This window comes from Geminicoccus harenae, from assembly GCF_019800005.1.
Taxonomy (GTDB): domain Bacteria; phylum Pseudomonadota; class Alphaproteobacteria; order Geminicoccales; family Geminicoccaceae; genus Geminicoccus; species Geminicoccus harenae.
Genome location: NZ_JABGCL010000011.1, coordinates 54,980 through 81,906, shown reverse-complemented (window position 1 = coordinate 81,906; position 26,927 = coordinate 54,980). Strand labels below are relative to the sequence as shown.

23 protein-coding genes and 1 pseudogene are annotated in these 26,927 nt (G+C 68.3%); 11 read left to right on the top strand and 13 right to left on the bottom strand.

The genetic code is table 11. The features are described 5' to 3' along the window. Window positions 1-10: 10 nt before the first annotated feature. The 6 genes from HLA95_RS12385 to HLA95_RS12360 are packed head-to-tail and all read left to right on the top strand — an operon-like array spanning window position 11 to window position 7,039. Window positions 11-715: an SURF1 family protein gene (locus HLA95_RS12385; RefSeq protein WP_191057738.1), complete on the top strand. Its 705-nt coding sequence runs from the start codon at window positions 11-13 to the stop codon at window positions 713-715. Next, window positions 712-1,677 (top strand): COX15/CtaA family protein, encoded by a 966-nt coding sequence (locus tag HLA95_RS12380; RefSeq protein ID WP_191057737.1) that lies wholly within the window; start codon window positions 712-714, stop codon window positions 1,675-1,677. The genes HLA95_RS12385 and HLA95_RS12380 overlap by 4 nt, the downstream gene beginning before the upstream one ends. Continuing rightward, the gene (locus HLA95_RS12375; RefSeq protein WP_191057736.1) at window positions 1,658-3,145 is read left to right on the top strand and encodes a carboxypeptidase M32; all 1,488 of its coding nucleotides are present in this window, start codon (window positions 1,658-1,660) and stop codon (window positions 3,143-3,145) included. Before HLA95_RS12380 ends, HLA95_RS12375 begins: the two co-directional genes overlap by 20 nt. Before the next feature lie 23 nt (window positions 3,146-3,168). Beyond that, a complete protein-coding gene (gene thrC, locus HLA95_RS12370) occupies window positions 3,169-4,557 on the top strand; it encodes a threonine synthase (RefSeq protein ID WP_191057735.1) in 1,389 nt (462 codons plus the stop codon). Further along, window positions 4,554-5,819 carry a M16 family metallopeptidase gene (locus tag HLA95_RS12365; RefSeq protein ID WP_191057734.1) on the top strand — a complete coding sequence of 422 codons (1,266 nt, stop codon included), beginning with the start codon at window positions 4,554-4,556 and terminating at the stop codon, window positions 5,817-5,819. The genes thrC and HLA95_RS12365 overlap by 4 nt, the downstream gene beginning before the upstream one ends. 2 nt (window positions 5,820-5,821) lie before the next feature. Beyond that, window positions 5,822-7,039 (top strand): MFS transporter, encoded by a 1,218-nt coding sequence (locus HLA95_RS12360; RefSeq protein WP_191057733.1) that lies wholly within the window; start codon window positions 5,822-5,824, stop codon window positions 7,037-7,039. 9 nt (window positions 7,040-7,048) lie between these two features. Here the strand turns inward: HLA95_RS12360 and HLA95_RS12355 are convergent, their stop codons facing one another. Further along, window positions 7,049-8,353, bottom strand: a complete 1,305-nt coding sequence (locus tag HLA95_RS12355) for an adenylosuccinate synthase (RefSeq protein ID WP_191057732.1) — start codon at window positions 8,351-8,353, stop codon at window positions 7,049-7,051. Window positions 8,354-8,619: 266 nt separating this feature from the next. Then, window positions 8,620-9,045, bottom strand: a pseudogene (locus tag HLA95_RS12350) (Rrf2 family transcriptional regulator); the annotation flags it as partial. 261 nt (window positions 9,046-9,306) lie between these two features. On the opposite strand from HLA95_RS12350, the gene hmpA reads away from it, so the two are divergent. Next, window positions 9,307-10,518 (top strand): NO-inducible flavohemoprotein, encoded by a 1,212-nt coding sequence (gene hmpA, locus HLA95_RS12345; RefSeq protein WP_191057730.1) that lies wholly within the window; start codon window positions 9,307-9,309, stop codon window positions 10,516-10,518. A 70-nt stretch (window positions 10,519-10,588) separates the two neighbouring features. Continuing rightward, window positions 10,589-11,650, top strand: a complete 1,062-nt coding sequence (locus HLA95_RS12340; RefSeq protein WP_191057729.1) for an AI-2E family transporter — start codon at window positions 10,589-10,591, stop codon at window positions 11,648-11,650. Window positions 11,651-11,672: 22 nt separating this feature from the next. Here HLA95_RS12340 and HLA95_RS12335 read toward each other — a convergent pair whose 3' ends face one another. Together HLA95_RS12335 and HLA95_RS12330 are read right to left on the bottom strand one after the other, a co-directional pair. Then, a complete protein-coding gene (locus HLA95_RS12335) occupies window positions 11,673-12,959 on the bottom strand; it encodes a hypothetical protein (protein ID WP_222183499.1) in 1,287 nt (428 codons plus the stop codon). Window positions 12,960-13,100: 141 nt separating this feature from the next. Continuing rightward, entirely contained in the window at window positions 13,101-13,388 is a 288-nt protein-coding gene (locus HLA95_RS12330) for a hypothetical protein (RefSeq protein ID WP_222183497.1), read from the bottom strand. Between the two features lie 355 nt (window positions 13,389-13,743). On the opposite strand from HLA95_RS12330, the gene HLA95_RS12325 reads away from it, so the two are divergent. Then, window positions 13,744-13,839 carry an SHOCT domain-containing protein gene (locus HLA95_RS12325; RefSeq protein WP_222183495.1) on the top strand — a complete coding sequence of 32 codons (96 nt, stop codon included), beginning with the start codon at window positions 13,744-13,746 and terminating at the stop codon, window positions 13,837-13,839. 75 nt (window positions 13,840-13,914) lie between these two features. Here the strand turns inward: HLA95_RS12325 and HLA95_RS12320 are convergent, their stop codons facing one another. The 8 genes from HLA95_RS12320 to HLA95_RS12285 all read right to left on the bottom strand — a co-directional run bounded on the left by HLA95_RS12320 (window position 13,915) and on the right by HLA95_RS12285 (window position 22,657). Further along, window positions 13,915-14,781, bottom strand: coding sequence for a carbohydrate ABC transporter permease (locus HLA95_RS12320; protein WP_191061143.1), 867 nt, complete (start codon window positions 14,779-14,781; stop codon window positions 13,915-13,917). Further along, window positions 14,778-15,563 (bottom strand): carbohydrate ABC transporter permease, encoded by a 786-nt coding sequence (locus HLA95_RS12315; RefSeq protein ID WP_322100132.1) that lies wholly within the window; start codon window positions 15,561-15,563, stop codon window positions 14,778-14,780. Before HLA95_RS12315 ends, HLA95_RS12320 begins: the two co-directional genes overlap by 4 nt. Window positions 15,564-15,752: 189 nt before the next feature. Then, on the bottom strand, window positions 15,753-17,132 hold the full coding sequence (locus HLA95_RS12310; RefSeq protein ID WP_191061145.1) for an ABC transporter substrate-binding protein: 1,380 nt from the start codon (window positions 17,130-17,132) through the stop codon (window positions 15,753-15,755). A 163-nt stretch (window positions 17,133-17,295) separates the two neighbouring features. After that, complete coding sequence (locus tag HLA95_RS12305) at window positions 17,296-18,249, bottom strand: oxygenase MpaB family protein (RefSeq protein WP_222183493.1); 954 nt, start codon at window positions 18,247-18,249, stop codon at window positions 17,296-17,298. A 101-nt stretch (window positions 18,250-18,350) separates the two neighbouring features. After that, window positions 18,351-18,872: a tetratricopeptide repeat protein gene (locus tag HLA95_RS12300; protein ID WP_191061138.1), complete on the bottom strand. Its 522-nt coding sequence runs from the start codon at window positions 18,870-18,872 to the stop codon at window positions 18,351-18,353. 831 nt (window positions 18,873-19,703) lie between these two features. Next, window positions 19,704-21,188, bottom strand: coding sequence for a tripartite tricarboxylate transporter permease (locus tag HLA95_RS12295; protein ID WP_191061137.1), 1,485 nt, complete (start codon window positions 21,186-21,188; stop codon window positions 19,704-19,706). Continuing rightward, a complete protein-coding gene (locus HLA95_RS12290; RefSeq protein ID WP_191061136.1) occupies window positions 21,188-21,664 on the bottom strand; it encodes a tripartite tricarboxylate transporter TctB family protein in 477 nt (158 codons plus the stop codon). Before HLA95_RS12290 ends, HLA95_RS12295 begins: the two co-directional genes overlap by 1 nt. 15 nt (window positions 21,665-21,679) lie before the next feature. Then, on the bottom strand, window positions 21,680-22,657 hold the full coding sequence (locus tag HLA95_RS12285; RefSeq protein ID WP_222183562.1) for a Bug family tripartite tricarboxylate transporter substrate binding protein: 978 nt from the start codon (window positions 22,655-22,657) through the stop codon (window positions 21,680-21,682). Window positions 22,658-22,901: 244 nt separating this feature from the next. On the opposite strand from HLA95_RS12285, the gene HLA95_RS12280 reads away from it, so the two are divergent. After that, window positions 22,902-24,068 carry a phosphoserine transaminase gene (locus HLA95_RS12280; protein ID WP_191062066.1) on the top strand — a complete coding sequence of 389 codons (1,167 nt, stop codon included), beginning with the start codon at window positions 22,902-22,904 and terminating at the stop codon, window positions 24,066-24,068. A gap of 62 nt (window positions 24,069-24,130) precedes the next feature. Continuing rightward, window positions 24,131-25,708, top strand: a complete 1,578-nt coding sequence (gene serA, locus HLA95_RS12275; RefSeq protein WP_222183491.1) for a phosphoglycerate dehydrogenase — start codon at window positions 24,131-24,133, stop codon at window positions 25,706-25,708. 42 nt (window positions 25,709-25,750) lie between these two features. On the opposite strand, the gene HLA95_RS12270 is transcribed toward serA, so the two are convergent. After that, complete coding sequence (locus tag HLA95_RS12270) at window positions 25,751-26,899, bottom strand: sensor histidine kinase (RefSeq protein WP_191060845.1); 1,149 nt, start codon at window positions 26,897-26,899, stop codon at window positions 25,751-25,753. Window positions 26,900-26,927: the final 28 nt, after the last annotated feature.

The window sequence follows — 26,927 nt, the reverse complement described above, 5'->3', positions numbered from 1 at the left end:
GTCCATCCCCATGCGCCGCTTCCGGCCTCGCCTGCTGCCGACCCTCGCCGTCCTGCCCGCCCTCGTCCTGCTGCTGGGCCTGGGCACCTGGCAGCTCCAGCGCCTGCACTGGAAGACCGACCTCATCCAGACCATCGAGACGCGCGCCGGCTCGGATCCGGTCCCGCTCCTCGACCTGCCCCTCGACGATCCGGCGGCCGTCGCCTGGCAGCGGACGCAGGCCACCGGCCGGTTCGTCACGCCGCCGGGGCCGGTCGACCGCTACGGGGTCGAGAACCGGAACGGACAGCTGGGTGGCCACCTGCTGGGTGCCTTCGCCACGGAGGATGGCCGGACGCTGCTGGTGGACCGCGGCTTTCTCGCCGACGCGGCGACCCTGCCGCCGGAGCCGGCGGGCCCGGTCGAGCTGGAAGCGATCGTCCGCGACCGCAGCCAGGAACAGCAGACCTGGTTCATGCCGGCCAACGACCCCGCCAGCGGGCGCTGGTTCTGGCTGGACCTGGGCGCACTGGGCGAGCGGTTCGGCCGGCCGCTGGAGCCGGTGGCGCTGCAGCTCCTCCCGGGCTCGCCCGGCGCCACGCCGGAGGCGGCACCGCCCAGGATCGACCTGCCGAACAACCATCTGGGCTATGTGATCACTTGGTACGGCCTCGCCTTCGCCCTCCTGCTGGTCTACCTCGCCTTTTCGTCGGAACGGACGGATCGAACCCCATGAATGCGCTGCGCCGCACCGCCGGCCTCACCGCGGTCCTCGTCTTCGGGATGATCGTGCTGGGAGGGGTGGTGCGCACCACCAATAGCGGCCTGTCCTGCCCGGACTGGCCGACCTGCTACGGCTACTGGGTGCCCCTGCCGTCCCTGGTCGATGAAGTGCCGAACATCGGCTACGACTACTACCAGATCATGCTGGAATGGGTGCACCGGCTGGTCGGCGGTGTGATCCTGGGGCCGCTCACCCTGGTGGTGGCCTGGCAGGGATGGCGCAACCGCGAGCTCCACCCGCGCCTTGCCCCCTCGGTCATGCTCATGGTGCTGCTCCTGGTCGTCCAGGGCCTCCTTGGCGGGCTGACCGTGCTCGACCGCAACAGCCCCTGGTCGGTGGCGCTCCACCTGGGCAACGCCCTGATCCTGCTGGTGGTGGTGCTGGGCATCCATGACGCGGCCCGGCGGCGGGAGCCCGGGGCACAGGCGGCACCCGGCTGGATCCGGCCGACCGCGCTGATCGCGATGGTGACCGGGCTGCTCGCCATGATGTCGGCCGCGATGACCGCCAAGTCGGGCGCCTCGCTCGCCTGCTACACTTGGCCTGCCTGCAATGGCGGGCTGGTCCCGGACTGGAGCGACGGCGGCGAGGTGATCCACATGATCCACCGCTACCTGGCCGCCACCTTCGCGATAGCGCTCCTGGCCCTGCTGGCCGGCTGCCTGCGCGACGGGCGGGTGCCGCAGGAGGTGCGCCGGCAGAGCCTCGTCACCGCCGTGCTGGTCCTGGTCCAGGTGGGCTTCGGCGCCCTGGTGATCGTGCTGGAGGTGCCGATCTGGAAAGCGGTGCTGCACCAGGCGACCGGCGTGCTCACCTTCGCCCTGGTGTCCGACCTGTTCTGGCGCGCGCGCAGCACCGCCGCGGCACCGTCCCACCATCTGCCCGGAGGCATCCGTGCCGCAGGCCTACGCTGAACTCCAGGACCGCTTCGCCCGCATCGCCAATGTCGAGGGTGCGCTGGCGGTCCTGTCCTGGGACGCCTCTGTGGTCATGCCCAAGGGCGGTGCGGAGGGCAGGGGCGAGCAGACCGCCGTGCTCAAGCGCTTCGCCCATGACCTGGTAACGGCGCCGGACCTGCCGGACCTGCTCGCCAGGGCTGCCGACGAGGAGCTGGACGACTGGCAGCGGGCCAACCTCGCCGAGATGGTCCGCCGCCACGGCCAGGCCACCGCCACGCCGCCTGAGCTGGTCGAGGCGATGGCACGCGCGACGACGGCCTGCGAGATGATCTGGCGGGACGCGCGGGCGAACAACCGTTTCGCCGAGCTGCGCCCGTCGCTGGAGGAGGTCGTGCGCCTGGTCCGCGAGCAGGCCCAGGCATTGGCCGCCACCCAGGGCCTGTCGCCCTATGACGCGCTGCTCGACCTCTATGAGGCCGGTCTGCGTGATGCCACGATCGAGCCGATCTTCGATCGGCTGGGTGCCGAGCTGCCGACGATCTCGACCGCGGCCCTGGCGCGCCAGGGCCAGCCGCTGGAGCCCAAGGGCCCGTTCCCGGTCGATCGGCAGAGGGCGCTCGGCACCGAGCTGATGACGGCGATCGGGTTCGACTTCGACGAGGGTCGGCTGGACGAGAGTGCGCACCCCTTTTCTGGCGGTATTCCCGGCGATGTGCGCATCACCACCCGCTACACGGAGGACAGCTTCCTCCAGGCGATCATGGGTGTGCTGCACGAGACCGGCCACGCCCTCTACACCGCGGGCCAACCAAAGGCTTGGCGCCACCAGCCGGTGGGCGACGCGCGCGGCATGATCGTCCATGAGAGCCAGTCGCTGTTCATGGAGATGCAGGCCAGCCGTTCGCAGCCTTTCGTGGCCTATCTCGCCGCCCGGGCGCGTGCCGCCTTCGGCCGCGACGACGACCCGGCGCTGTCCGCGGCGAACCTGGGTCTCCTGGTGAACCATGTCGCCAAGGGCTTCATCCGGGTCGACGCGGACGAGACCACCTACCCGCTCCACATCGTCCTGCGCTGGCGGCTAGAGAAGGCCATGATCGAAGGCAGGCTGGCGGTGGCCGACCTGCCGGAGGCCTGGAACGAGGGCATGCGCGAGCTGCTGGGCATCGTGCCACCCGATGACCGCCAGGGCTGCCTCCAGGATATCCACTGGCCGGTCGGCGCGTTCGGCTACTTCCCGTGCTATACGCTGGGCGCCCTGATGGCGGCGCAGCTGTTCCGGGCGATGCTGCAGGAGATCCCGGACGCCCATGCCCAGCTCGGCCAGGGCTCGTTCCGCGAGATCCTGCCCTGGCTGCGGCGCAACATCCACGAGCAGGGCTGCCGCTACACCTATGACGAGCTGCTGCGCCGGGTGACGGGGGAGGAGCTGGGGCCAGAAGCCTTCCTCGACCACCTCCGGGCACGCTATCTCAGCGGCGGATGACGAGCACGGGATCGGAACGCAGCATGGTCGCCTATATCAGCACGCGCGGTGGTGCCGGCGTGCGCCCGTTCGAGGAGGTGCTCCTGGCGGGACTTGCCGAGGATGGCGGCCTGTTCCTGCCGGACGCCATGCCGAAGCTGACGTCGGACCAGTTCGCGCAGCTCGCCGGCCGCCCTTATGCCGAGACGGCGGAGGCGGTGCTCTGGCCGTTCGTCGAGGGGACGGTCGAGCGAGCCGATTTCAAGGCGATGGTCGCGGAGACCTATGCCGGCTTCAGCCATGCCGCCACCGCACCGCTGGTCCAGATCGGCGACGACGACTGGCTGCTGGAGCTGTTCCACGGGCCGACCCTCGCCTTCAAGGACTTCGCCCTGCAACTGCTCGGCCGGCTGTTCGAGCATGTCCTCCGGCGCCGCGGCGAGACCATCACCATCGTGGGCGCCACCTCGGGCGATACCGGCTCGGCGGCGCTTGCCGCCTGTGCCGGCCGCGCCAACATGCGGATCGTCATCCTTCATCCCAAGGGCCGCGTGTCCGAGGTGCAGCGCCGGCAGATGACCACGGTGCTGGCGGACAACGTCGTCAACATCGCCGTGGAGGGCACGTTCGACGACTGCCAGGCGCTGGTGAAGCGGATGTTCAACGACCAGGCCTTCCGCGAGGAGCACCGGCTGGCGGCGATCAACTCGATCAACTGGTTCCGGCTGGCCGCCCAGGCGGTCTACTACGTTCATGCCACGCTCCGGCTGGGCGGGCTCGCGCGCCCCGTGGCGTTCGCCGTGCCGACCGGCAATTTCGGCGACGTCTATGCCGGGACCATCGCCAGGGCCATGGGCCTGCCGCTGGCGGGCCTGGTGGCGGCCACCAACAGCAACGACATCGTGGCGCGCTTCCTCTCGACCGGGCGTTACGCCAAGGGCAACGTGATGCCGACCACGAGCCCGTCCATGGACATCCAGGTCGCCAGCAATTTCGAGCGGCTCCTGTTCGAGCTGGAGGACCGCGACCCGGCCCGGCTGGTCCGGCAGATGGAGCGGTTCGCGGCCGAGGGGGCGCTGGAGGTCGAGCCGGAGCGCCTGAAAAAGGCGCAGGGCCTGATCACCGGCCATGCGGTCGACGAGACGGCGGTGCAGGCGACGATCCGGCAGGTATACCGCGACACCGGCATCGTCATCGACCCGCACACCGCCGTGGGCGTGGCCGCAGCGCGGGCGGCCCTGCCAGAGGGGGCTGCCCGGGTGACGCTCGCCACGGCGCATCCCGCCAAGTTCCCGGACGCGGTGGAAGCGGCGATCGGTCGCCGCCCGGTGCTGCCCGAGGCCATGGCCGGTCTTTTCGAACGCGAGGAGCGTTACCAAGTGCTGCCCGCCGAACTCGGCATCATCCAGGACCATATCCGAAAGACGGCATGACCGAGACTTTTCGTTTGACCCGCCTCGCGAACGGCATGCGCATCGCGAGTGAGCCGATGCCGCACCTGCTCACCAGCGCCGTGGGTGTCTGGGTCGATGTCGGCACGCGGCACGAGCAGGCCGAGGTGAATGGAGTCTCGCATCTCCTGGAGCACATGGCGTTCAAGGGGACCGAGACCCGCACGGCCAAGCAGATCGCCGAATCGGTCGAGGATGTCGGCGGCTCGCTCAACGCCTACACCTCGCGCGAGCATACCGCCTACCACGCCCGGATCCTGAGCGAGGACCTGCCGCTCGCCACCGAGATCCTGGCGGACATCGTCAAGCACTCGACCCTGGACGAGGCCGAGCTGGAGCGCGAGCGCAAGGTCGTGCTGGAGGAGATCGGCCAGGTCGAGGACACGCCGGACGACCTGGTGTTCGACCTGTGGCAGGAGACCGCCTATCCGGACCAGCCGCTCGGTCGCTCGATCCTGGGTCCGCCCGAGATCGTGGAATCGATGCCGCGCTCGGTCCTGGCCCAGCACATGCACCATTATGGCCCCGAGCAGATGATCCTGGTCGCGGCCGGCAAGGTCGAGCATGACCGACTGGTGGAGCTGGGCGAGCGCTGGTTCGGCGACCTCGAGCGCCGGCCGGAGCTACCGTTCGTCAAGGGCAGCTACCGGGGTGGCGACCTGCGCGAGGAGCGCGAGCTGGAGCAGGTCCATCTCGTGCTGGGCGTGGAGGCGCTGACCTGCCACGACCCGGACATCTACACGCTGAACCTCTATTCCGCGATCATGGGCGGCGGGATGTCCTCGCGCCTGTTCCAGGAGGTGCGCGAGAAGCGCGGCCTAGCCTATTCCGTGTTCAGCTTCGTCAACGCCTTCCCCGACAGCGGCACGTTCGGCGTCTATGCCGGGACCGGCGAAGGGGACCTGGACGAGCTGGCGAGAGTGCTGACCGACGAGCTGGCGGGCTCGGCCGACCGGATCGGCGAGGCCGAGCTGGTCCGCGCCAAGGCCCAGGCCAAGGCGGGGCTGCTGATGAGCCTGGAGCATTGTGCCGGGGTCTGCGAGGAGGTGGCGCGCCAGCTCCTGACCTTCGGCCGGCGCATCCCGCGCGAGGAGATCCTGGCCCGCATCGACGCGGTCACGATCGACGACATCCACCGGCTCGCCCGGCGGCTGTTCCGCGACCCGGTCCCGGCCGTGACGGCGCTGGGCCCCTGCGCGCGGCTGCCGTCCCATGACCGGCTGACGACCCGCCTGCGGCACTGAGCATGAGCCAGAACACAGGCGAGGGGCTAGGCGCACCGCTCGCGGTGCCGCTGTTCCGCCGCCTGTGGCTCGGCAACATGGTCAGCAATTTCGGCTGGCTGATCCAGTCGGTGGCAGCCGCCTGGCTAATGACCGAGCTGGTCGGCACGGCCGACTGGGTGGCGCTGGTCCAGACCGCCCTGCTCCTGCCGATCCTCCTGCTGGCCCTGCCGGCCGGCGTGCTGGCCGATGTCGGCGACCGGCGCCGGGTCTGCATGCTGGGCCAGTCGATCATGGTGCTGGCCGCCCTGCTGCTCGGGCTGTGCACGCTCCTGGACGTGACCGGGCCCGGTCTGCTGCTGGCCTTCACCTTCTTGCTGGGGGCGGGTAGCGCGTTCGCCAATTCGCCCTTCCAGACGATCGTGCGCGAGGCCGTGCCGGTCCCGGCCATGGCCGCGGCAGTGACGCTCAACGCGATCAGCTTCAACATCGCCCGCACGGTCGGGCCGGCACTCGGCGGCCTGCTGGTCGCCTCGATCGGTGCTGAGGCGGCCTTCCTCACCAACGCGTTCTGCTACCTGCCGCTGCTCCTGGTGCTGGCCCTGTGGCGCCGGCCGCCGGTGCGCACGCCGATCCGCGGGCGGATGCTCCGCGCCTTCGGCGACGGGCTCCGCTTTGCCCGGGAAAGCGAGAAGATCCGTGCAGTGCTGCTTTATTGCGCGGTGTTCAGTCTGTGCGCGTCGAGCATCCAGGGCCTCCTGCCGCTGATCGCCCGCGATCGGCTGGGCGGCGACGCGGTGACCTTCGGCCTGCTGCTGGGCGCGTTCGGCATCGGCGCGATGGGCGGCGCCTTCCTGGTCCACCCGGCCAGGCGCCGGTTCGGCAGCGGGGTCGTGGTCACCTGGCTGGGCCTGCAGCTCGTGCTCGGCACGCTGCTGATCGCCTACTCGGCCGACCTCCTGGTCCTGGCCATTGCCCTGGCGCTGTCCGGGGCCGCTTGGCTCGGGTCCTTCTCCACCTTCAACATCGCCGTGCAGCGGGCCTCCGCCACCGGGCTGGAGGCCCGCCAGCTCGCCATCTACCAGACCATCACCTTCGGCTCGATGGCAGCCGGGAGCTGGCTGTGGGGCGAGCTCGCCCACCTGTTCGACGTGGGCGTGGCGCTGACGGCCTCGGCCCTGGTGCTGCTCGCCGGCAGCTTCTGGGCCTGGCGGCTGATCCGGATCCTGAAGGACGGCTGACGCTTTCGGTCAGTCGGCGAACGGGTCGTGCACCAGGATCGTGTCGTTGCGGTCGGGGCTGGTCGAGATCAGGGCAGCCGGCGCCTCGACCAGCTCCTCCAGTCGCTTGACGTACTTGATCGCCGCGGCCGGCAGGTCGGCGAAGCTGCGCGCGCCGTGGGTGCTTTCCTGCCAGCCTTCCATCTCCTCGAAGATCGGCTGCACGGCGGCCTGGGCGGCCGGATTGGAGGGCAGGTGGTGGAGGATCTGGCCGTTCAGGCTGTAGGCGGTACAGACCTTGATGGTCTCGAGCCCGTCCAGCACGTCGAGCTTGGTCAGCGCCAGGCCATGGATGCCGCCGACCTTGATCGCCTGGCGGACCATCACCGCGTCGAACCAGCCGCAGCGCCGGGGCCGGCCGGTGACCGTGCCGAACTCGTGGCCGCGCTCGCCCAGGCGCCTGCCGATCTCGTCATGCAGCTCGGTGGGGAACGGTCCGGAGCCGACCCGGGTGGTGTAGGCCTTGCAGATGCCCAGCACGTAGCCCACCGCATCGGGGCCGAGCCCGGAGCCGGTGGCGGCCATGCCGGCCATGGTGTTGGACGAGGTGACGAAGGGATAGGTGCCGTGGTCGACGTCGAGCATGGCACCCTGGGCGCCCTCGAACAGGATGCGCCGGCCGTTGCGCTTGAGCTCGGCCAGGCGCAGCCAGATCGGCTCGGAGAACGGCAGGAGCTTCGGCGCCAGGCTGGTCAGCGAGGCCAGGAGGTCGGTAGGCTCGACCTCCGGGATGCCGAAGCCGCGGCGCAGCGCGTTGTGGTGCAGGAGCAGGTCGTGGACCTTGCCCTCCAGGAGCATCTGGTCGGTCAGGTCGCAGACCCGGATGGCGCGGCGTGCCACCTTGTCCTCGTAGGCCGGGCCGATGCCGCGGCCGGTCGTGCCGATCTTGCCGGCGCCGATATTGGAGGCGGCACGCGCCTGCTCGCGCGCCTGGTCGAGCTCGGCATGGAGCGGCAGGATCAGCGACGCGTTCTCGGCCAGGCGCAGCGTCTCCGGGCGGACGGACACGCCCTGCGCGCGCAGCCGGTCGATCTCGGCGAGCAGCGCCCAGGGATCGACCACCACGCCGTTGCCGATGATCGACAGCTTCTGGCGGACCACGCCCGAGGGCAGCAGCGAGAGCTTGTAGGTCTGGCCGTCCACCACCAGCGTGTGGCCGGCATTGTGGCCGCCCTGGAAGCGGACCACCACGTCGGCCCGCTCGGAGAGCCAGTCGACGATCTTGCCCTTGCCCTCGTCGCCCCACTGGGCGCCGATCACGGCGACGTTGGCCATCTCGAGGCATCCTGACGTTCTTGACGGCAGGCTGGTAGCGCAGGTGAGGCGACGGTGCCAGCTTGATAGCGCAAGGCAGCCGGCACAGGGCGTCGGCCCGGGTGTCGAAAATCCTCTAACTAGCTGATTTCAGCCAGCTCCTCGGGTTCGTTCGTGCAGTTCCACTTCGCAGGCGCCTGCGCGGCCTCGTCCTGCCCATCCGTTGCGCGCACGCGCCCATCCATAGCATGAAGCGGCCCCGTGGATGAAGCGGCTACCCGCTCCGGGCCGGCCGGGTCCTGGCGGAACAGCGCCAGCATGTCGGCGCGCCGGCCGAGCAGATCCGCCAGGCTGTAGCGGTCCAGGACGGCGAGGAAGGCGGTCAGTGCCTCGCCCAGCACCGCGGGCAGGCCGCAGGCGGGCGCGATCACGCAGGCCCCACAGTCGACCAGGTCGAAGCCTTCCTCGGTGTGGCGGACCACGCTGCCGATGATGATCTGCTCGGGCGGACGGGCCAGGCGGATCCCGCCCGCACGGCCACGCACGCTCGCGACGAAGCCGGCCTTGCCCAGGTCATGGACGACCTTCATCAGGTGGTTCTGCGAGATGCCGTGGGCGCGCGCCATCTCCGGGATCGAGCACAGCCGCTCCGGCCGCGTGCCGAGATAGAGCAGCACGCGCAACGCATAGTCCGTATAGCGCGTCAGCCGCACGCCCTGTCCCTCCTGGCCAAACCGTCGCACCAAACCGCTTAAATATGCATCCTGGTTGCATGTTTTTCAGGGGGCTCATACATGCATCACGCATACATGATTACACGAGGCCGCCCGCCATGACCGCCGTTCAGCCATGCCATGCGGGCCTGTTCCTCGAAGAGACGACGCTGCCGGCCGGGCCGATCCTCGTGCGGATCGGGTTCTGCGACCAGCCGCCGCAGTCCTGAACCCTCCAATGCAGATATCCGGAAGCGACGAATGTCGAAGACCGTAAGCGAGCACAGCCGCGCCCTCATCAAGGCTACCGTGCCGGCTCTGGAAGCCCATGGGCTGGAGATCACCCGCGCCATGTATGCGCGGATGTTCCAGAACGAGATGATCCGCGACCTGTTCAACCAGTCGCATCATGGCGACGCCGGCTCGCAGCCGAAGGCGCTGGCGACGGCGATCCTCGCCTATGCCAAGAACATCGATGACCTGGTGCCACTGGCGGCCGCGGTCGAGCGGATCGCGCAAAAGCATGTCGGCCTGCAGATCCTGCCCGAGCACTATCCTTATGTCGCCGATGCGCTGCTCGGCGCCATCAAGGACGTGCTGGGCGATGCCGCGACCGACGAGATCCTGGCGGCCTGGGGCGAGGGCTACTGGTTTTTGGCCGACATCCTGATCGCGCGGGAGAAGATGCTCTACGGGAAGCTGGCCTCGGCCGAGGGCGGCTGGCGGGGCTGGCGGAGCTTCGCCATCGAGGAGCGCCGGCAGGAGAGCGCCATCATCACCTCCTTCCTGCTGCGGCCGACCGATGGCCAGCCGGTGATCCGTCACCGGCCCGGCCAGTACCTGACCTTCTGGCTGGAGATCCCCGGCCAGCCGCCGCTCAAGCGCAACTACAGCATCTCGTCCGCACCGAACGGCGAGACCTACCGCATCTCGGTGAAGCGCGAGCCCAAAGGCGCGGCCTCGGGCTGGCTGCACGACCAGGCGAAGGTCGGCACGGTGCTGAAGGTCGCCCCGCCGGCCGGCGAGTTCTTCCTGCCGGAGCATCCCGACCGCCCGGTGGTGCTCTTGAGCGGCGGTGTCGGGCTCACGCCGATGATGAGCATGCTGGAAACGATCGCGGCGCGGCTGCCCGAGACCCGCACCCTCTATGTCCACGGCACGCGCGACGGCTCCACCCATGCGATGGCCGACCATGTCCGCGAACTGGCGGCCAGGCATCGCGGGATCGAGGCCACGACCTTCTACGAGCTGCCGCGCACGGAGGACGTCCAGGGCAGGGACTATGACCATGCGGGGCTGATCACCGGCGAGTGGCTGGCCGAGCATACGCCCCTGGACGAGGCGCATTACTTCCTGTGCGGACCGCGCCCGTTCCTGCGCAACTTCGTCTCGACCCTGTCCCGGTCCGGGGTGCCGGGCACGCGCATCCACTACGAGTTCTTCGGCCCGGCGGACGAGCTGCTGGCGGCCTGAGGAAAAACGGGCGATCCTCGTCGTCGCGATCGCCGGGCCCAGCCGGCGCTGTCACCGACGAGGACCGCCTTTGACCGCCATCGAAGACAAGGCCTTCCTGTTCCTGCTCGTCGTGACCTCGCTGGCCTTCTTCTGGATCGTCCAGCCCTTTTACGGGGCGGTCCTCTGGGGTGCCGTGATCGCGATCCTGTTTGCGCCCCTCTACCGCCGCCTGGTGCGGGTGATGGGCCAGCGGCGCACGCTGGCAGCCCTCGTCACCGAGGCGATCATCCTGGTGATGGTGATCCTGCCGGTGACGCTGATCACCGTGATGCTGGTGCAGGAAGCGGCCGGCATCTACGAGGGGATGCAGTCGGGCAGCCTGAACTTCAGCGGGTTCTTCCAGACGATCTACGACGCGCTGCCCGGATGGGTGACCGGTCTGCTGGATCGCTTCGGGCTGACGGATGTCGACGCGATACGCGAAAGGCTGGCCGCCGCCCTGATGTGGGGCAGCCAGTTCGTCGCCACCCAGGTGGTCAATATCGGCCAGAACACCGCCGATTTCGTCATCGACCTGTTCGTCATGCTCTACCTGCTGTTCTTCCTGCTGCGCGATGGCGACGCGCTGGTCCGGCGCATCCGCAACGCGCTGCCGCTGCATGTGGACCAGCAGCGGGCACTCGCCGAGAAGTTCACCACGGTGGTCCGCGCCACGCTCAAGGGCACCATCATCGTGGCGGTCGTGCAGGGTGCCTTGGGCGGGCTGATCTTCTGGATCCTGGGCATCCATGCCGCCTTGCTGTGGGCGGTGCTGATGGCCCTGCTCGCACTGCTCCCGGCCGTGGGCGCGGCGCTGGTCTGGCTGCCGGCCGCCATCTACTTCCTGGTGACGGGTGCGGTCTGGCAGGGCCTGGTCCTGATGGCCTATGGCGTGCTGGTGATCAGCGTGGTCGACAATGTCCTGCGCCCGATCCTGGTCGGCAAGGACACCAAGATGCCCGACTACCTGGTGCTGATCTCCACGCTGGGCGGCATCGCCATCTTCGGCATCCACGGCTTCGTGATCGGGCCGCTGGTCGCGGCGATGTTCCTGGCCGCCTGGGACATCTTCGCGACGGCACGGGCCAGGGAAGGCCGGGTCGGCCGCTGACGCGGCCGGCCCCGGGATCTGCTCAGCCGCCCTTGACCGGTTCCTCCCCGATCACGAGGTTCGTCCCGCCGTCGAACAGGATCCAGCTCGACATGGGCTCGCCCGTGGGCGGCGTGATGACGATCCGGCCGTTCAGCACCTCGTAGCGGCCAACCGTCTCGGGCTTCGTCGAGCCGCCGCTGAACCCGCCGCCATCCTCGCCCGAGCCGGAGACGCCGACGAACTTCGAATCGACCACCGTCCCGTCCATGCGGAAGACCTGGTTGCGTTCGCTCGACACTCCGCCGGTCAGGCCGGAGCCCAGGCCGAAGCTGGTATAGTTGACCGACTGGATCGTGCCGGCAAAGCGGTAGCCCGCGGGCGGCACCTTCTTGGGGTACATGGCGACCCGGCCGGATTGGATGGCGGCGCCATTCATCATCTGCAGGGTGGCGGTGCGGCCGTCCGAATAGCGCAGCTGGACCTGGTCGCCCATCGCCTGGTAGTTGCCGAGCCCGAGCTCACCCTGCCGAACCAGTGACTTGTAGTTGATGGGATCGACGCCCGTGGCCGGCACGCCCTTGTAGAACCTGCCGCCCGGGAAGAAGGTGAACAGCTCGGTATCGCGGACCAGCTCCAGCATGCCGGTCAGGCCGTTATAGCGGTTGTAGACCGCGGTGCCGTACCAGATGCCGCGCAGCGTGCCGATGACCGGCTGGCCGGCCAGCGGTGCTGCACCCTCGCTCTCGTAGCGCATCGCCTCGATCATCGGCAGGATGTCGGCATTGATGACCGCGACCGCACCATCCAGCTCCGCCTGGCTGCTGATCTCGGCGGTAAACGCCAGGAGCTCGTGCCGGGTGGGCAGGCCCACCGCGAAGAACGCCTCGAACCAGTTTCGGCCACGCTCATCGCGCGCCACGCGCATCAGGACATGGATGGGCCGGCCGCCATTGGCCTCCCAGTGCCACTGGTTGGGGCTGGCCGGCACGGTGCCCTCGAAGAAGGTCCGCGACAGGGCCTGCTGCCAGGCCCGGATCGGCATGGCCGTGCTGTTGCCCCGGTCGATCAGGATCTCGCAGTTCCGGCAGCGGCCGCGATCGCCGTCATAATTGATCCTGAGCCGCCCGTCGTCCCGCCGGCCGATCCACTCCCAGTCGGGCGGCAGCGTGAAGATCAGGTTGGCGAACTGGCGCACGGTCGGCTCTTGTGCCCAGGCACCCAGCGGCACCGCCAGGGCGGTCAGGAGCAGGAGCAGCGGGAGCCAGCGGTGGATGGTGCGTGGAGCCGGCCCATGTCCGGCTCGCAGCGTTCTCGCCGTCTGCATCATCGGTAGCCTCCTTGCGATGATGGCCTGGTTCCGGAAGGAGCCGATCCTGCGGCACCGCGCTTTCCGGTAGTTCCACAGCCATTGGCCACCGGCAAGCGAAGCCTCCAGTGACGAAAATCACCGGCCTGGGCGCAGGGGCGCTCAGGAGGCCGCCGGAATGGCCGCCACGGCGATCAGCAGGATGGCACCCAGGGCGATCAGGGCGAGGCCCGGCCAGTTCGCGCCGAGCCGGAAGGCGGTGACCCGGCCGGGCGGCTCCAGCGAGCCGGCCTGCGCCACCGGGCGCTCCGGGGTCCCTGCACTCAGCCGGCCGCGCCGCAGCGCCTGGGCCGCCAAATAGAGGATCCCGAGAAAGATCAGCAGTGCGCCGAGCAGCGTCACGAACATGCCCGCCTCCACGATCCCGTAGCCGCCTGGGCACAGTAGCATGAAGGCGGGCGCCGATCCGCTGGCTCGTCACGGTGCGGCAGGGCTAGGCCGGCGGGGTCGGCATAGCTCCTGGACGGTTTCGGGCGCCCCACTTCACGTTTCATTAGGAAATGGCTGCTACAAGTGGGCAAGCGCGCAGGCTGGCGCGTGCAGTCGCAACCTGCAACTCGAGGAATCGGATGGCGACGGTTGATCAGATGAGGCAGCAGGTTGCTGCGCTGGATGGTGCAAGCCGATGGCTGGCATGCCGGGAGAAAAAGGCGCTGCCAGGGCTTCCATGGGAAGACGAGCGCGTGGAGCGGCTGGTGCAGGCAGCCTACCAGGGAGGGTTCGGCCAGCCCCGGCCGACGACGTGGTGTCGAAGCTGGAGCGGCTGGCAGCCCTGAGGGTCGCGGGCGTCCTGACCGATCAGGAGTTCACGGACCAGAAGCGCCGGATCCTGGCAGGCTGACGGGACGAGGCCGCCAAGGGCTCCCGGTCCTCGAGGGCGAGGGACCGGGAGCGCACGGCGGCTTTGGAGGCCCGGCTAGCTCTTCACCGCACCGGAGGTGAGCCCGGCGGTCATGTAGCGCTTGAACACGTAATAGATCACCGCGGGCGGGATCGCGTAGATCAGGCCGGTGGTCATGAGCAGCTCCCAGGGGGAGTCGTCGGCGGCCAGGAAGTTGCCGAGTGCCACCGGCAGGGTCACGTCGGTGTCCCGGGACAGCAGGAGGAAGGCATAGAGATATTCGTTCCAGGCCAGCAGCAGCGCGTAGACGCCGACCGCGACCAGCGAGGGCGCCATCAGCGGCAGGTAGACCAGGCGGAAGAGCTGCATGGGTGTGGCGCCGTCCACCACCGCCGCCTCGTCCAGTTCGCGCGGCAGCTTGTCCGAGGCCTGCTTGAGCACCCAGATCGCATAGGGTGCGGCCAGCGTCATCATCGCCAGGATCAGCGCCCACTGGGTGTTGAGCAGGCCGTAGATGCCCATGGTCCGATACATCGGCACGGCCAGGAAGGCGGCCGGGACGAAATAGGTGAACAGGGCCAGGTTCATCACCGTGCCGCCGAAGCGGGTCTTCAGCCGGCTGATCGAGAAGGCGGCAAACGTGGCGACCACCAGGGTCAGGATGCCCACCATCGCGGCGATGAAGAACGAGTTCCAGAACTGCAGCCAGAAATTGCCCAGGAAGTGGTGGCGCTCGTTGAAGACGATGATGAAGTTGTTGAGGGTCGGGTGGTCCGGCCAGAGCTTGCCGGACATTGCCTGGTCCTTGGGCGAGATCGAGAACAGGAACAGGTGGTAGATCGGCAGGATGGTCCACAGGAAGACCGGGATGCCGATCAGGAGCAGCTTGGCGTCGGTGGCGACGCCGCGCAGGAACCAGCCGGGGCGACGGGGCGCGCTCATTTGGAGAACCGCTTCATCATGATGTAGACCAGCGGCAGCACCAGCGGCATCGCGCAGACGACGGTAGCGAGCGACAGGTCGATCTGGTCCAGGCGCAGGTAGCGGACACCGAGCGTGGCCAGGACATGGGTCAGGTCGGCCGGGCCCCCGCCAGTGAGCAGGTAGACGCTGTTGAAGTCGCCGAGTGTCCAGATCATCGAGAGGATCGTGCAGGTGAAGTACATGGTCTGCAGGGACGGCCAGGTGACGTAGCGGAACTTGTGCCACTTGGTGGCACCGTCCACCGAGGCCGCCTCGTACAGATCGGCGGAGATCGCGAGCCTTCCGGTCAGCATCATCAGCGTCCAGAACGGCAGCGACTTCCAGATATGGACCGCCATGGCCATGGTCAGCGCCAGCCAGGGCTCGTTCAGCCAGTTCGGCCCGTCCTCGAAGGTCCAGCGGAACCAGAGCTGGTTGATCAGGCCCCATTCGGGATTCAGCATGAAGCGGACCGACAGGATGGTCGGGATCGCGGGGACCGCCCAGGGCAGGATGAAGATCACCGAAAGCCAGCGGACCCACCAGCGCTCGTGCAGGAAGAAGCCGGACAGGAGCAGGGCCAGCAACATCTTCACGTTGATCGCGACGACCAGGAAGATCAGCGTGTTGACGACCGATCGGCGGAAGATCGGATCGCCGAACAGCGCCACGTAGCTGGACGGGTGACGGGCCAGCCAGAAGCCGTACAGCACGGGGTAGAGGACGAAGGCCAGGAAGACCAGGACGTAGGGGATGAGCATGAGCGCACCCCAGGTCTCCGCGGCCGTCCAGGGTCGTCGGACCTTGCTTTCGGGAGGAGCGCGGTCCGCCTGGACAGCAGCTGCCGACATGGTTCGCCTCCGATCTTCTTCCGACGGCCCATCAAGCTACGCCTTCAGGACGCCACCGTCATGGCCGAAAGCGTGCCATGACGGAGCGTCCGGAAGATGTCAGCCCGCGACTTCCTTGATACGCGCGATCATCTCGTCCACGGCGTCCTCGACCGAGACGTTCTCGTTGACCACGCGGTTCATCGCCTTGGCCCAGACGTTCTCGTTGTTGAGGATGGTGAACTTCCAGTTCTTGGTGAACTCGAAGGTGACCGTGCCGGCCTTGAACTGGTCATAGACCGACTTGCGGTGGGAATCCTCCTGCCAGAACGGGCTTTCCATGCCGCTCTTGGTCACCGGGAACCAGCGGCCGAGCGAACCCTCGACGTAGGGCTGCAGGTTTTCCGGCTGCATCAGGAACGCCAGGAACTCCTTGGCGCGCTCCTTGTTCCTGGCCTGCTGGAAGATCACGCCGGTCTTGACGGCCGAGCGGTAGACCATCGGCGAGCCGTCCGGCTTGGTCGGGAAGCCGCGGGTGCGGATCAGCTCGTAATAGTTCTTCTTGGCGGTCTCGCGCTCGGCGTCGGTGAGCGCCGGGTTGGTCATGTCGTCGTACCACTTGCCCGCCAGCGAGATCGTGGCGTTGTGGGTCATCATCGTCGTCTTGTTGTGGTAGGCGACGTTGTTGTCCGGGTCCTTCCACGAGGTCGCCGACGGCGGCACGCAGCCTTCGGTATAGGGCGTGGTATAGTCGGTGAGCGCGCCGATCAGGCCTTCCTTCACGCTCGGGTCGTCGACCAGCAGGTTGCCCTCGTCATCGACCAGCTTGACGTTGTAGGCGTCCATGAAGGTCAGGAACGAGAAGAAGCTGTCGGTCGAATCCACGCCCATCGGCTGGCCGATGCCGTAGGCGCGCTGGCCGGTGGCACCGCGATAGCCCTTCTGGGCATCGTTGCACCAGAAACTCCAGAAGCCCTCCCAATCCTCGGGAACGTCGCTTTCCTGGAAGCCGGCCTCCTGCAGCATATCGATCCAGTACTCGATATGCATGGTCTGCCGCTTGAGCGGGAAGGAGTAGTAGGCGCGCTGCTTGGTGGTGTCGTTGTAGAGGTAGGTCGTCGAGAGCGTGTTCTCGTCGAACTGGTCCTTCATCGGCTCCAGGACGCTGGTCAGGTCCTCCAGCCGGTTCTCGAACGCCCACTTCGCACCGACCTGGAAGTCGTAGCTGTCGGCATAGGCGATGTCCGGCGGCGTACCGCTGTCGAGCGCCGCCACCGTCTTGGGGATCATGTCCTGGATGGCGTACTGGGAGAGCTCGATGTCGACGCCGGTCTTCTTCTCGAACGCCTCGATCGCCCTGAACAGCGCCTCGTCCTCGGCGCGGTAGAAGCCCTTCACCCACCAGACCGTCAGCGTCTCTGCCGAGGCGGGCACGCTGGTCGCAACGAACATCGCGGCGGCACCCAGCAGCAGTCCGCGCTTGAGCAGGTCTCGTCTCATCTTCCTTGCCTCCCCCGCCGGCAGAGGGAACGACCCGCTACCGGCAATGATATATCAGCCAGGAAGCCACAGGCGCACCCTGAGCGCAACGGCAGAACCACCCGGCGGCCCTTTGGCCCTCCTGGCCTTGTGGAGCGTGAAAATGCAGCAGGCCGGGGCCGGGTCAATAGCGTTCGGCGCGATCGGCCCCGGCGGGAGGGTGGCGCGCCCGGCTCCGCGCAGGCACGGGGCGGGCCGGCAGCGGGCGTGCCGGCGCCCGCCTGCCGGCGAACGCCCAGCGCAGGGTGCGGGCCACGCCCAGCGTGCCCAGGCGGACGAGCGGGGTGCGAAACGGCGGCACGGACAGGCCGTGCATCCGGGCCGCCCAGCCCGGCAGCAGGTCGACGGCGGCGTCCATGGCGAGTGCCTGCAGCGGTGCGGCCGCGGAGGTCGATGCCGGCCTGGCGAGGACGAGCCGCGCCACTTCCGCCGTGTATTGATCGCTGCGCAGCCGGGGCCGCATCGCCTGGATCAGTGCCCTGGCCTCGGCACGGTTGCGCGGCACCGGATCGGCCCCGAGTGCTTGGCCGACCTCGGCCATCTCGGCGAAGTAGCGGTCCTGGTCGGCCATGAGCATCCCAGGCTCCCCATAGCGGATCCAGGAGCGGAGAAAGCAGCTCGCCTCCGCCACATGCACCCAGGCCAGGAGGTCCGGGTCGCTGGCGGTATAAGGCGTGCCATCCGGCAGCGTGCCCCGGACCCCGCCATGGATGCGGCGCACCCGCTCGATCGCGGCCAGGGCCAGGGAGCGCTCGCCATAGGTGGTGACCGAGACGAACCGCGCGGTCCGCCGCAGCCGGCCATGCATGTCGGCCCGGAAGTTGGAATGGTCGCGCACGCCGGCGAGCACGGCGGGATGCAGCATCTGGAGCAGGAGGGCCGCGATGCCGCCCACCATCATCGACGCCAGGTCGCCATGGACCCGCCAGGTCACCGAGGCCGGACCGAACAGCCCGTCGGGATGGCGCCCGACCGGCTTCTCGCCCTGCGAGCGGTCGTTGAAATAGGCGGCAACGCCCTCGGTGATCGCAGTGCGGAGCGGCTGGACGAGCCTGTCCGGCAGAAAGGACGGCGGCATGTAAGGGCGTTCCTCGCTCCGACTTCTGATCATGGAGTTAGGCGGGGGGCAGGCTGCGGCAAGCTCTGCTTCAGGGAGGCGCTGTGCTGCCAGCCATCTGGCTAGGACCCGACGCACTCTGGAAGGCGCTGGAGGTCTGGGCTGTTCCTGAAGTCGTCGGCGCTCGCGCACAAGGGGAAGCCGGCCTTGCGCATGGTCTCGACGAGGCGCTGTCGTTCAGACTCGTTCCATACGGGATCGAGGATGGCAAATCCTTCGGCACTGATGTCCGGGAACTGCGCGATCGTCTCGGCTACCGCTGCACGCGCCTCCTCGCCACGGCCCAGGGCCGCCAGTGCCGCAGCCCGGAGCACGTGGTCGAACGAACTACAGGCTTCGCGCGGCACCCGGTTCGCGAAGTGCAGGGCATCGTCGTACCGGCCTGCCATGAAGAAAGTGTAGCGGTAGGTGCGGAAGGCATAGGCAGGCGGTTGCGGGTTGAGGCGTATGGCCCGAAGCGCTGCCTCTACGCCCTTCTCCGGCTTGCCATAGCTGCTTGCCCAGGCGGCGTAGATGGAAAGGAGATCGGCGGAGTTGGGGCTCAGGCGAAGCGCCTTGTCGAACTCCGCCTCGGCATGGGCCAAGTCGCCGCGTCAGCATACACGGTCGCAAGCGCCACGCGAGAGTGTTCAAAAATTGCGTCCGCCGACCCGCATCAGGTACGTATCCAAGACCCGTCGGTGGAACCGGTCTGACGTGGCAGCGAATGTGGAAGGGTAGAGACCAGCGCACACTGTGCGAATCTTGGCGCCTAGAGGCTGAGAGAGCAACTCGTTGATGGCGGTAATATAAGTGCTATAGTCATTGCTGGCATGATATCTGAAACCACCATGTTCCTTATGAAGGCCAATACGAGCGAATCGATCCCAAGCATTAAATGTTCCAGGAGCTATAAGAGCCATAATTTTTGACAGGGCAGAAATAAGCTGACGCCTGCCATCGTGCGTAGCAAATTGAGGGCGAAGCTTGTTCTGTTTTATATCGAGAAGCTTGTTTGTCGTATCCGCCGCTAGATCCTGAATGGCGAACTCGTCAGATCGCAATGTTATTCGCAAGTCATCTCGGGTACCGGCGCGGATAGTTCTTCCTACGCTATACTCTGTTAGAAAGTTGTAGAAGCGTTGCGGATTCGATAATATTGGACTATCCTGTATTGGACCTTGATGTTCGAAGACATCTTGCCAATTTTTCCAATTATTTAAAGCGGATTCTACGTCTCTTAGAGAAGCCACATCTATTTCCAATATTGCGGATGCTTCTTGGCGCAATTGTCGGAAATTTGTAATCCTATGTAAATAGGAGGATGTGCCTGCTTCGCGTTGGCGGTAAGCAACATGAATAGGGCTAAGTAGCGATAGTAGCAGGCTAGCCAAAGGGCGAACTAAGCTATCCTGTCCGCCGGACTCGAGGCCATTTCAGGCCCGTCTGCGCCGGGCCAGGAGTGGGGGCACGGCCACCACCAGCGCCGCCAGGATCAGGATGGTGAGCGTGAGCGGCCGGGTCAGCACCGCCACCAGGTCGCCCTGGGAGATGGACAGGGCGCGGCGCAGTTGTTCCTCGGCCATCGGGCCCAGGATCAGGCCGATGATGCAGGGGGCGACCGGGATGTCGACCCGGCGCATCACCCAGCCGACCAGGCCGAACAGGAGCAGGAGGACGAGGTCGGTGATCGAGCGGTTCAGGCTGTAGACGCCCAGCGTGCTGAACACGAGGATCCCGCCATAGAGCAGGTGCTGGGGGATCGCGAGCAGGCGCACCCACAGGCCCACCAGGGGCAGGTTGAGGACCAGCAGCGCCAGGTTGCCGATATAGAGGCTGGCGATCAGGCCCCAGACCAGGTCGCCGCTGGTGAGGAACAGGAGCGGGCCGGGCTGCAGGCCGTATTCCTGGAAGGCCGCCAGCAGGATCGCGGCGGTGGCAGACGTCGGCAGCCCTAAGGTGAGGAGCGGGACCAGGACGCCGGCCACGGCGGCGTTGTTGGCGGCCTCCGGGCCGGCGACGCCTTCGATGGCGCCCCGGCCGAACTCCTCGGGCTTGCTGCTCAGCTTCCTTTCCAGCGTGTAGGACACGAAGGTCGGGATCTCGGTGCCGCCCGCCGGCAGCGCCCCGAACGGGAAGCCAATGAAGGTGCCACGCAGCCAGGGCTTCCAGGAGCGCCGCCACTCGCCGCGGGTCATCCAGAGCGAGCCCTTCACTGGCTCGATCTCCTGGACGCGCAGGGATGGCTGCGAGGCCACCCAGAGCGCCTCGCCCACCGCGAACAGTCCCACCGCCACCACCACGATCGAGATGCCGTCCAGCAGGCTGGGAAAGCCCATGGTGAAGCGCGACTGGCCGGTCAGGCTGTCGATCCCGACCACGCCCGCGGTGATGCCGAGGAACAGGGAGAACAGGCCGCGCGAGGGCGAGGTGCCGAGCATGGAGGACACCGCGGCGAAGGCGAAGACGGCGATCGCGAAATATTCCGAGGGGCCGAACGCGATGGCGAGGCTTGCGATCAGCGGGGCCAGGAAGGTGAGCAGGGCCGTGCCGATCGTGCCGGCGACGAAGCTGCCGATGGCGGCGGTGGCCAGGGCCGCGGCACCCCGCCCGGCCTTGGCCATCTTGTGGCCTTCCACCGCGGTCACGATCGAGCCGCTCTCGCCCGGCGTGTTCAGCAGGATCGAGGTGGTCGAGGAGCCGTACATGGCGCCGTAATAAAGGCCGGCGAACATGATGAAGGCGCCGGTGGCGTCCAGGTACGCGGTGACCGGCAGGAGCAGGGCAATGGTCAGGGCAGGGCCGATGCCCGGCAGGATGCCCACCGCCGTGCCGAGCACGGTGCCGAGCAGGCACCAGCCGATATTGGCGAAGGTCAGCGCCTGGGTGAAGCCGCCCATGAGCTGGCTGAGCGTGCCCATCAGATCACCCAGCCCGGCAGGAGGGTCGGCAGGGACAGGCCCAGCCCGTAGCCCAGGATGACCCGGGTGAGCAGCGCCAGCACCAGGGCGATGGCGAGGTTCAGCCACCAGCGCCGGTCACGGAAGGCGAGCGTGACGGCGAAGAACAGGACGGTCGAGGCGATCACGAAGCCGGCCCGCTCCAGGAGCAGCATGTGGGCGACGAGGCCACCCACCATCACCGCCATGGCGCCGGCATCGACAGGCTCGCCGCTGCCGCGCACGTGCCGCGTCCGCCAGCCCTGGAAGGCCAGCCACAGGCCGACCAGGATCAGCCCGGCCGAGGCCACGGCGGGGAACAGGCGGGCGCCCACCCCGGCATAGCTCGACGGGGTGGCGAGGTTCAGGGTCGCCACGGCCAGGACCAGGCCGCCCAGGAAGGTGGCGACCCCCAGCGCCAGGAGGGCAGGGCCGCCCGCGGCAGATTCGCCGTCCATGGCAGGTTCCGCCCGCTACTTGGCCAGGCCGATCGTCTGCAGCAGGCCGGTCACCCGGGCGTCCTCCTCCTGGAGGAAGCTCGCGAACTCGTCCGCCGGCAGATAGGCGTCGTCCCAGCCCTTGCTCTTGAGCGTCTCCTGCCAGGCAGCGCTCTTGGCCGTCCGGTCGACCAGATCGACCAGGGCGGCGCGCTCGGCCTCGTCGAGATCCGGCGGTGCCATGACGCTGCGCCAGTTGACCAGGTCGAGATCGAGGCCGGTCTCGCGCAGGGTCGGCGCGTCCAGCCCTTCCAGCCGCTCCGGCGAGGAGATGGCGAGGGCGCGCAGCGTGCCGGCCTGGATCTGCCCGACCCATTCGCTCAAGCCCGAGATCCCGGCGGCGACATGCCCGCCCATCACGGCTGCCAGCGCCTCGCCGCCGCCGGAGAACGGCACGTAGTTGACCTTGGACGGGTCGACCCCGGCTTCCTGCGCGATCAGCCCGGCCAGGATATGGTCGGTGCCGCCGGCCGAGCCGCCGCCCCAGGCGACCGAGCCCGGGTCGTTCCTGAGCGCCGCCACCAGGTCCTGCATGGACTGCAGCTCGGACGAAGCCGGCACCACCACGACCTCGTACTCGCCGGTCAGCCGGGCGATCGGGGTGACCTGGTCGAGCGTGACCGGGGCGCCGTTGGTGATGATGGCGCCCAGCATCACGAGGCCGCCGACCAGGAGCGCGTCGCCCTGGCCGCGCTCCCGCTCGACGAACTGGGCAAGGCCGATCGTGCCGCCGGCACCCGGGATGTTCTCGACGGTGACCGCACCAGCCAGGCCTTCCTGCTGCATCGCCGCCTGCAGGGCCCGCGCGGTCTGGTCCCAACCGCCGCCCGGGCCGGCCGGGGCGATCAGGGTCAGCGCGCCGATCGGCTCCTGGGCGCCGGCACCGGCCAGGGGCATGGCGATCGTGCCGCATGCCGCCAGCAGCATCCCTGCCAGCGTGGTCCGGCGCCGCATCCGCACGGTCATGGCGAGCCTCCCTGAGCCCGTTGTCGAATTGTCTCGATACACAGCATGTTCGCGCGCTGGGATCGGAGCAAGCGGCTTGAAAGGCGGTGCCGGGTTCAGCGGCGGTGATGGCGTGGCTGAAGAATTCCTTGTCGCCGCGGGGCTGGACAGGGACCGCGCCAATGTTGCGGTGCGGGATCGGCAGGCCTAGGTTCCGCGCCGACCTCATCCGACGACAGAGGACGCTTCGCTGATGAAGCCGACCACCCGCCCCGACCGCCCGTTCTTCGGCTCCGGCCCGACCGCCAAGCGGCCCGGCTGGTTGCTGTCCGGCCTGGAAGGGGCGATGCTCGGCCGGTCCCATCGCGATGCCGTGGCCAAGGCGCGTATCAACGAGGTGATCGAGCGCTCTCGCCAGGTGCTGGGCATCCCGGCCGACTACCGGCTGGGGATCCTGCCCGGCTCGGACACCGGCGCCTTCGAGGCGGCGATGTGGTCGATGCTGGGCGCGCGCGGGGTCGACCTCTTGGCCTGGGAGAGCTTCGGCGAGGGCTGGGTCACGGACGCGACCAAGCAGCTCGAGCTTTCGGACGTGCGCACCCTTTCCGCCGGCTATGGCGACCTGCCGGACCTGGGCCAGGTCGATTTCGCCCGGGACGTGGTGTTCACCTGGAACGGCACGACCTCGGGCGTGCGCGTGCCGAATGGCGACTGGATCGCGGATGATCGGGAAGGCCTGACGTTCTGCGACGCGACCTCGGCGGCGTTCGCCATGGACCTGCCCTGGTCCAAGCTCGATGTGACCACCTGGTCCTGGCAGAAGGTGCTGGGTGGGGAAGCGCAGCACGGCATGCTGGCGCTCTCGCCGCGCGCGGTCGAGCGCCTCGAGAGCTACAAGCCGGCCTGGCCGCTGCCCAAGCTCTTCCGCCTGACCAAGGGCGGCAAGCTGATCGAGGGCATCTTCAAGGGCGAGACGATCAACACGCCGTCCATGCTGGCGGTCGAGGACGCGCTGGACGGGCTGCGCTGGGCCGAAGAGGTGGGCGGGCTGAAGGGCCTGATCGCCCGCTCGGAGGCCAATCTCGCCGCGATCTCCGCCTGGGTGGCGGACACGGCCTGGGTGGACTTCCTGGCGGCGGAGCCCGCTACCCGCTCCTGCACCTCGATCTGCCTGAAGATCGCCGACCCTCGGGTCGCCTCGCTGGCCGAATCCGACCAGCAGAAGGTGGTCAAGGAGCTGGCGGGCCTGCTCGCGAAGGAGCAGGTCGCCTACGACATCGCCGGCTACCGCGACGCACCGCCCGGCCTGCGGATCTGGGGCGGGGCCACGGTCGACGTGGCCGACACGAAGGCCCTGCTGCCCTGGCTCGGCTGGGCGTTCGGCGAGGTCGCTTCCCGCCTGGACGCCGAGGCCTCCTGACGGCGGCCCGCAGCGCCCCTTTCTGCCCCTGACGTCATCCTCGTGCCGGGAAAGGCATCGGCATGCCCAAAGTTCTGATCGCCGACAAACTCAGCCCCGCCGCCGTCGAGATCTTCCAGCGCCGCGGCGTGGAAACCGACATCAAGGTCGGCCTCAGCAAGGACCAGCTCCTCGAGATCATCGGGGAATATGACGGCCTGGCGATCCGGTCTGCCACCAAGGTCACCGCCGAGGTGCTCAAGGCCGCACCTAAGCTCAAGGTGGTCGGCCGGGCCGGCATCGGGGTCGACAATGTCGACGTCGAGGCGGCGACCGCGGCCGGCGTGGTCGTGATGAACACGCCGTTCGGCAACGCCACCACCACGGCCGAGCACGCCATCTCCATGATGATGGCGCTGGCCCGCGACATTCCGGCGGCCGACCGCTCGACCCGGGCCGGCAAGTGGGAGAAGTCCCGCTTCATGGGCGTGGAGCTGACCGGCAAGACGCTGGGCATCGTCGGCTGCGGCAATATCGGCTCGATCGTCGCCGACCGGGCGCGCGGGCTGAAGATGAAGGTGGTGGGCTTCGACCCGTTCCTGTCGGACGCGCGGGCCGAGGAGCTGGGCATCGAGAAGGTCGAGCTGGATGAGCTCTGCCGGCGCGCCGACGTCATCACCCTGCACACGCCGCTCACCGACCAGACCCGCAACCTGTTCTCCCGCGAGCGGCTCCTGTCCTGCCGGAAGGGCGTGCGGATCGTGAACTGCGCACGTGGCGGCCTGGTGGACGAGGAGGCGCTGCACGACCTGATCGTGGCGGGCCATGTCGCGGGTGCGGCGCTGGACGTCTTCGCGACCGAGCCGGCCAAGGAGAGCCCGCTGTTCGGGCTGGAGCAGGTGGTGGTGACCCCGCATCTGGGCGCCAGCACCACCGAAGCCCAGGAGAACGTGGCGCTGCAGGTGGCCGAGCAGATCTCCGACTATCTGCTGGACGGCGCGATCATCAACGCGCTGAACATGCCGAGCGTGTCGGCCGAGGACGCGCCCAGGCTGCGGCCCTACATGCAGCTCGCCGAGCAGCTCGGCAGCTTCGCCGGCCAGCTCACCGAGACCGGGCTGAAGGAGGCCACCGTCACCTTCGCCGGCCAGGCGGCCACGCTGAACAACAAGCCGCTCACCCAGCTGATCCTCAAGGGCCTGCTCGCCCCGTTCGCCGCCTCGGTGAACATGGTGAACGCGCCGGCGCTGGCGAAGTCGCGCGGCATCCAGCTCACCACCGTCACCCACGAGCATGTCGACGGCTACCAGACCCTGATCAAGCTGGAGGTGGTCACGGAGAAGGGGCCGCGCACCGTCTCGGGCACGCTGTTCCAGGGCGTGAAGCCGCGCCTGGTCGAGATCCGCGCCATCCCGATCGATGCGGAACTGTCCGGCAGCGTCCTCTACGTGCGCAACCAGGACAAGCCGGGCTTCATCGGCGCGCTCGGCCAGCTCCTGGGCGAAGCGGAGGTCAACATCGCGACCTTCCATCTGGGCCGCGACCGGCCGGGCGGCGACGCGATCGCGCTGGTCGCGATCGACCAGCCCGTGCCGGCGGACGTGCTGGAGCGGATCCGGGCGCTGCCGCACGTCATCCAGGCCAAGCAGCTCGCGTTCTGAGCCGGAAGGTCAGGCCAGGGGGCCCCGCGTCGGGGGCCAGTGTCAGGGGAGCGTGAAGTTCAGGCGGGTCCTGGTACCCGCCGGCGAGCTCTCCTGCTCCATCCGGCCGCGGATCTGGCGGGCCAGCGCCTCGATGAGCTTGAGGCCCGACCCGCCCGGCTTCGCGGGGTCGATGCCCTTGCCGTTGTCGACCACCTCCAGGCTGATCTCGCCGCGGCCGGAGCCGGACACCAGCTCGACATGGATGGCGCCGCCGGCCTCGTCGAAGCCGTGCTTGACGCTGTTGGTGACCAGCTCGTTGACGATGAGGCCGATCGGGACGGCGTACTCGATCGGCGCGCTGAGCTCGTCGGCGCGGACATCGACGGTGACGGTCTCCAGGGGCTTCTGGATGCTGGCGGTCAGGGCGCGCAGATAGGTGGGCAGGTTGACCAGCTCGCCGCCCTGCGTCGGGGCGAGCTGGTCGTGGGCCAGCGCCATGGCCATGATGCCGTCGGCGATCTTGCCCAGCACGTTGCGGCCCTTCTCCGTCTGCAGCCGCGCCGCCTGGATCGAGATCATCGACAGGATCGTCTGGAAATTGTTCTTGGTCCGGTGCTGCATCTCGTGGAGCAGCAGCTGGTGCCGGCGTGATTCCAGCGCCAGCTCGGCGATGGCCTGCTCGTGCTGCAGGCCGATCTGCTCGCGGTGGATCGCCGACGCGATGATCGAGGCGGCGATCATCAGGAAGTTCCGGGTATCGCCGCTGAAGTCGCGCTCCACGCTGCTGTCGACTTCCAGCACGCCCCAGGTGCCGCCATCGATCTGCACCGGCACGTTCAGCACCGACACGATGCCGTGCTCGCGCAGGGTCGCCGATATCCGGTACTCGTCGGACCGGGGCAGGTCGAGGATATGGACCGGCTGACCGGTCTGGAAGGCATGGCCGGGCGGTGACGACAGGTCGACACCGAAGGTGGCATGGCCGACCACCCCCTCCTTCCAGCCGACCCCGGCCTCGACCAGGAGGTCGCCGGTCTCCGGCCGGTAGCGCATCAGCTTGACGTGGTCGATCTTGACCCCGCGGGCGACCTGCACCATCGAGGTCTCCAGCAGCCCGTCCATCGGCAGCCGGTGTGCCGCCAGATGCGCAAGCTCCATCAGGACCTGCTGGTGCCGGCGCAATCGCGCGATCTCGTCCCGGGCGCCCAAGACCAATGCCTCCTCGATCATCAAGAGG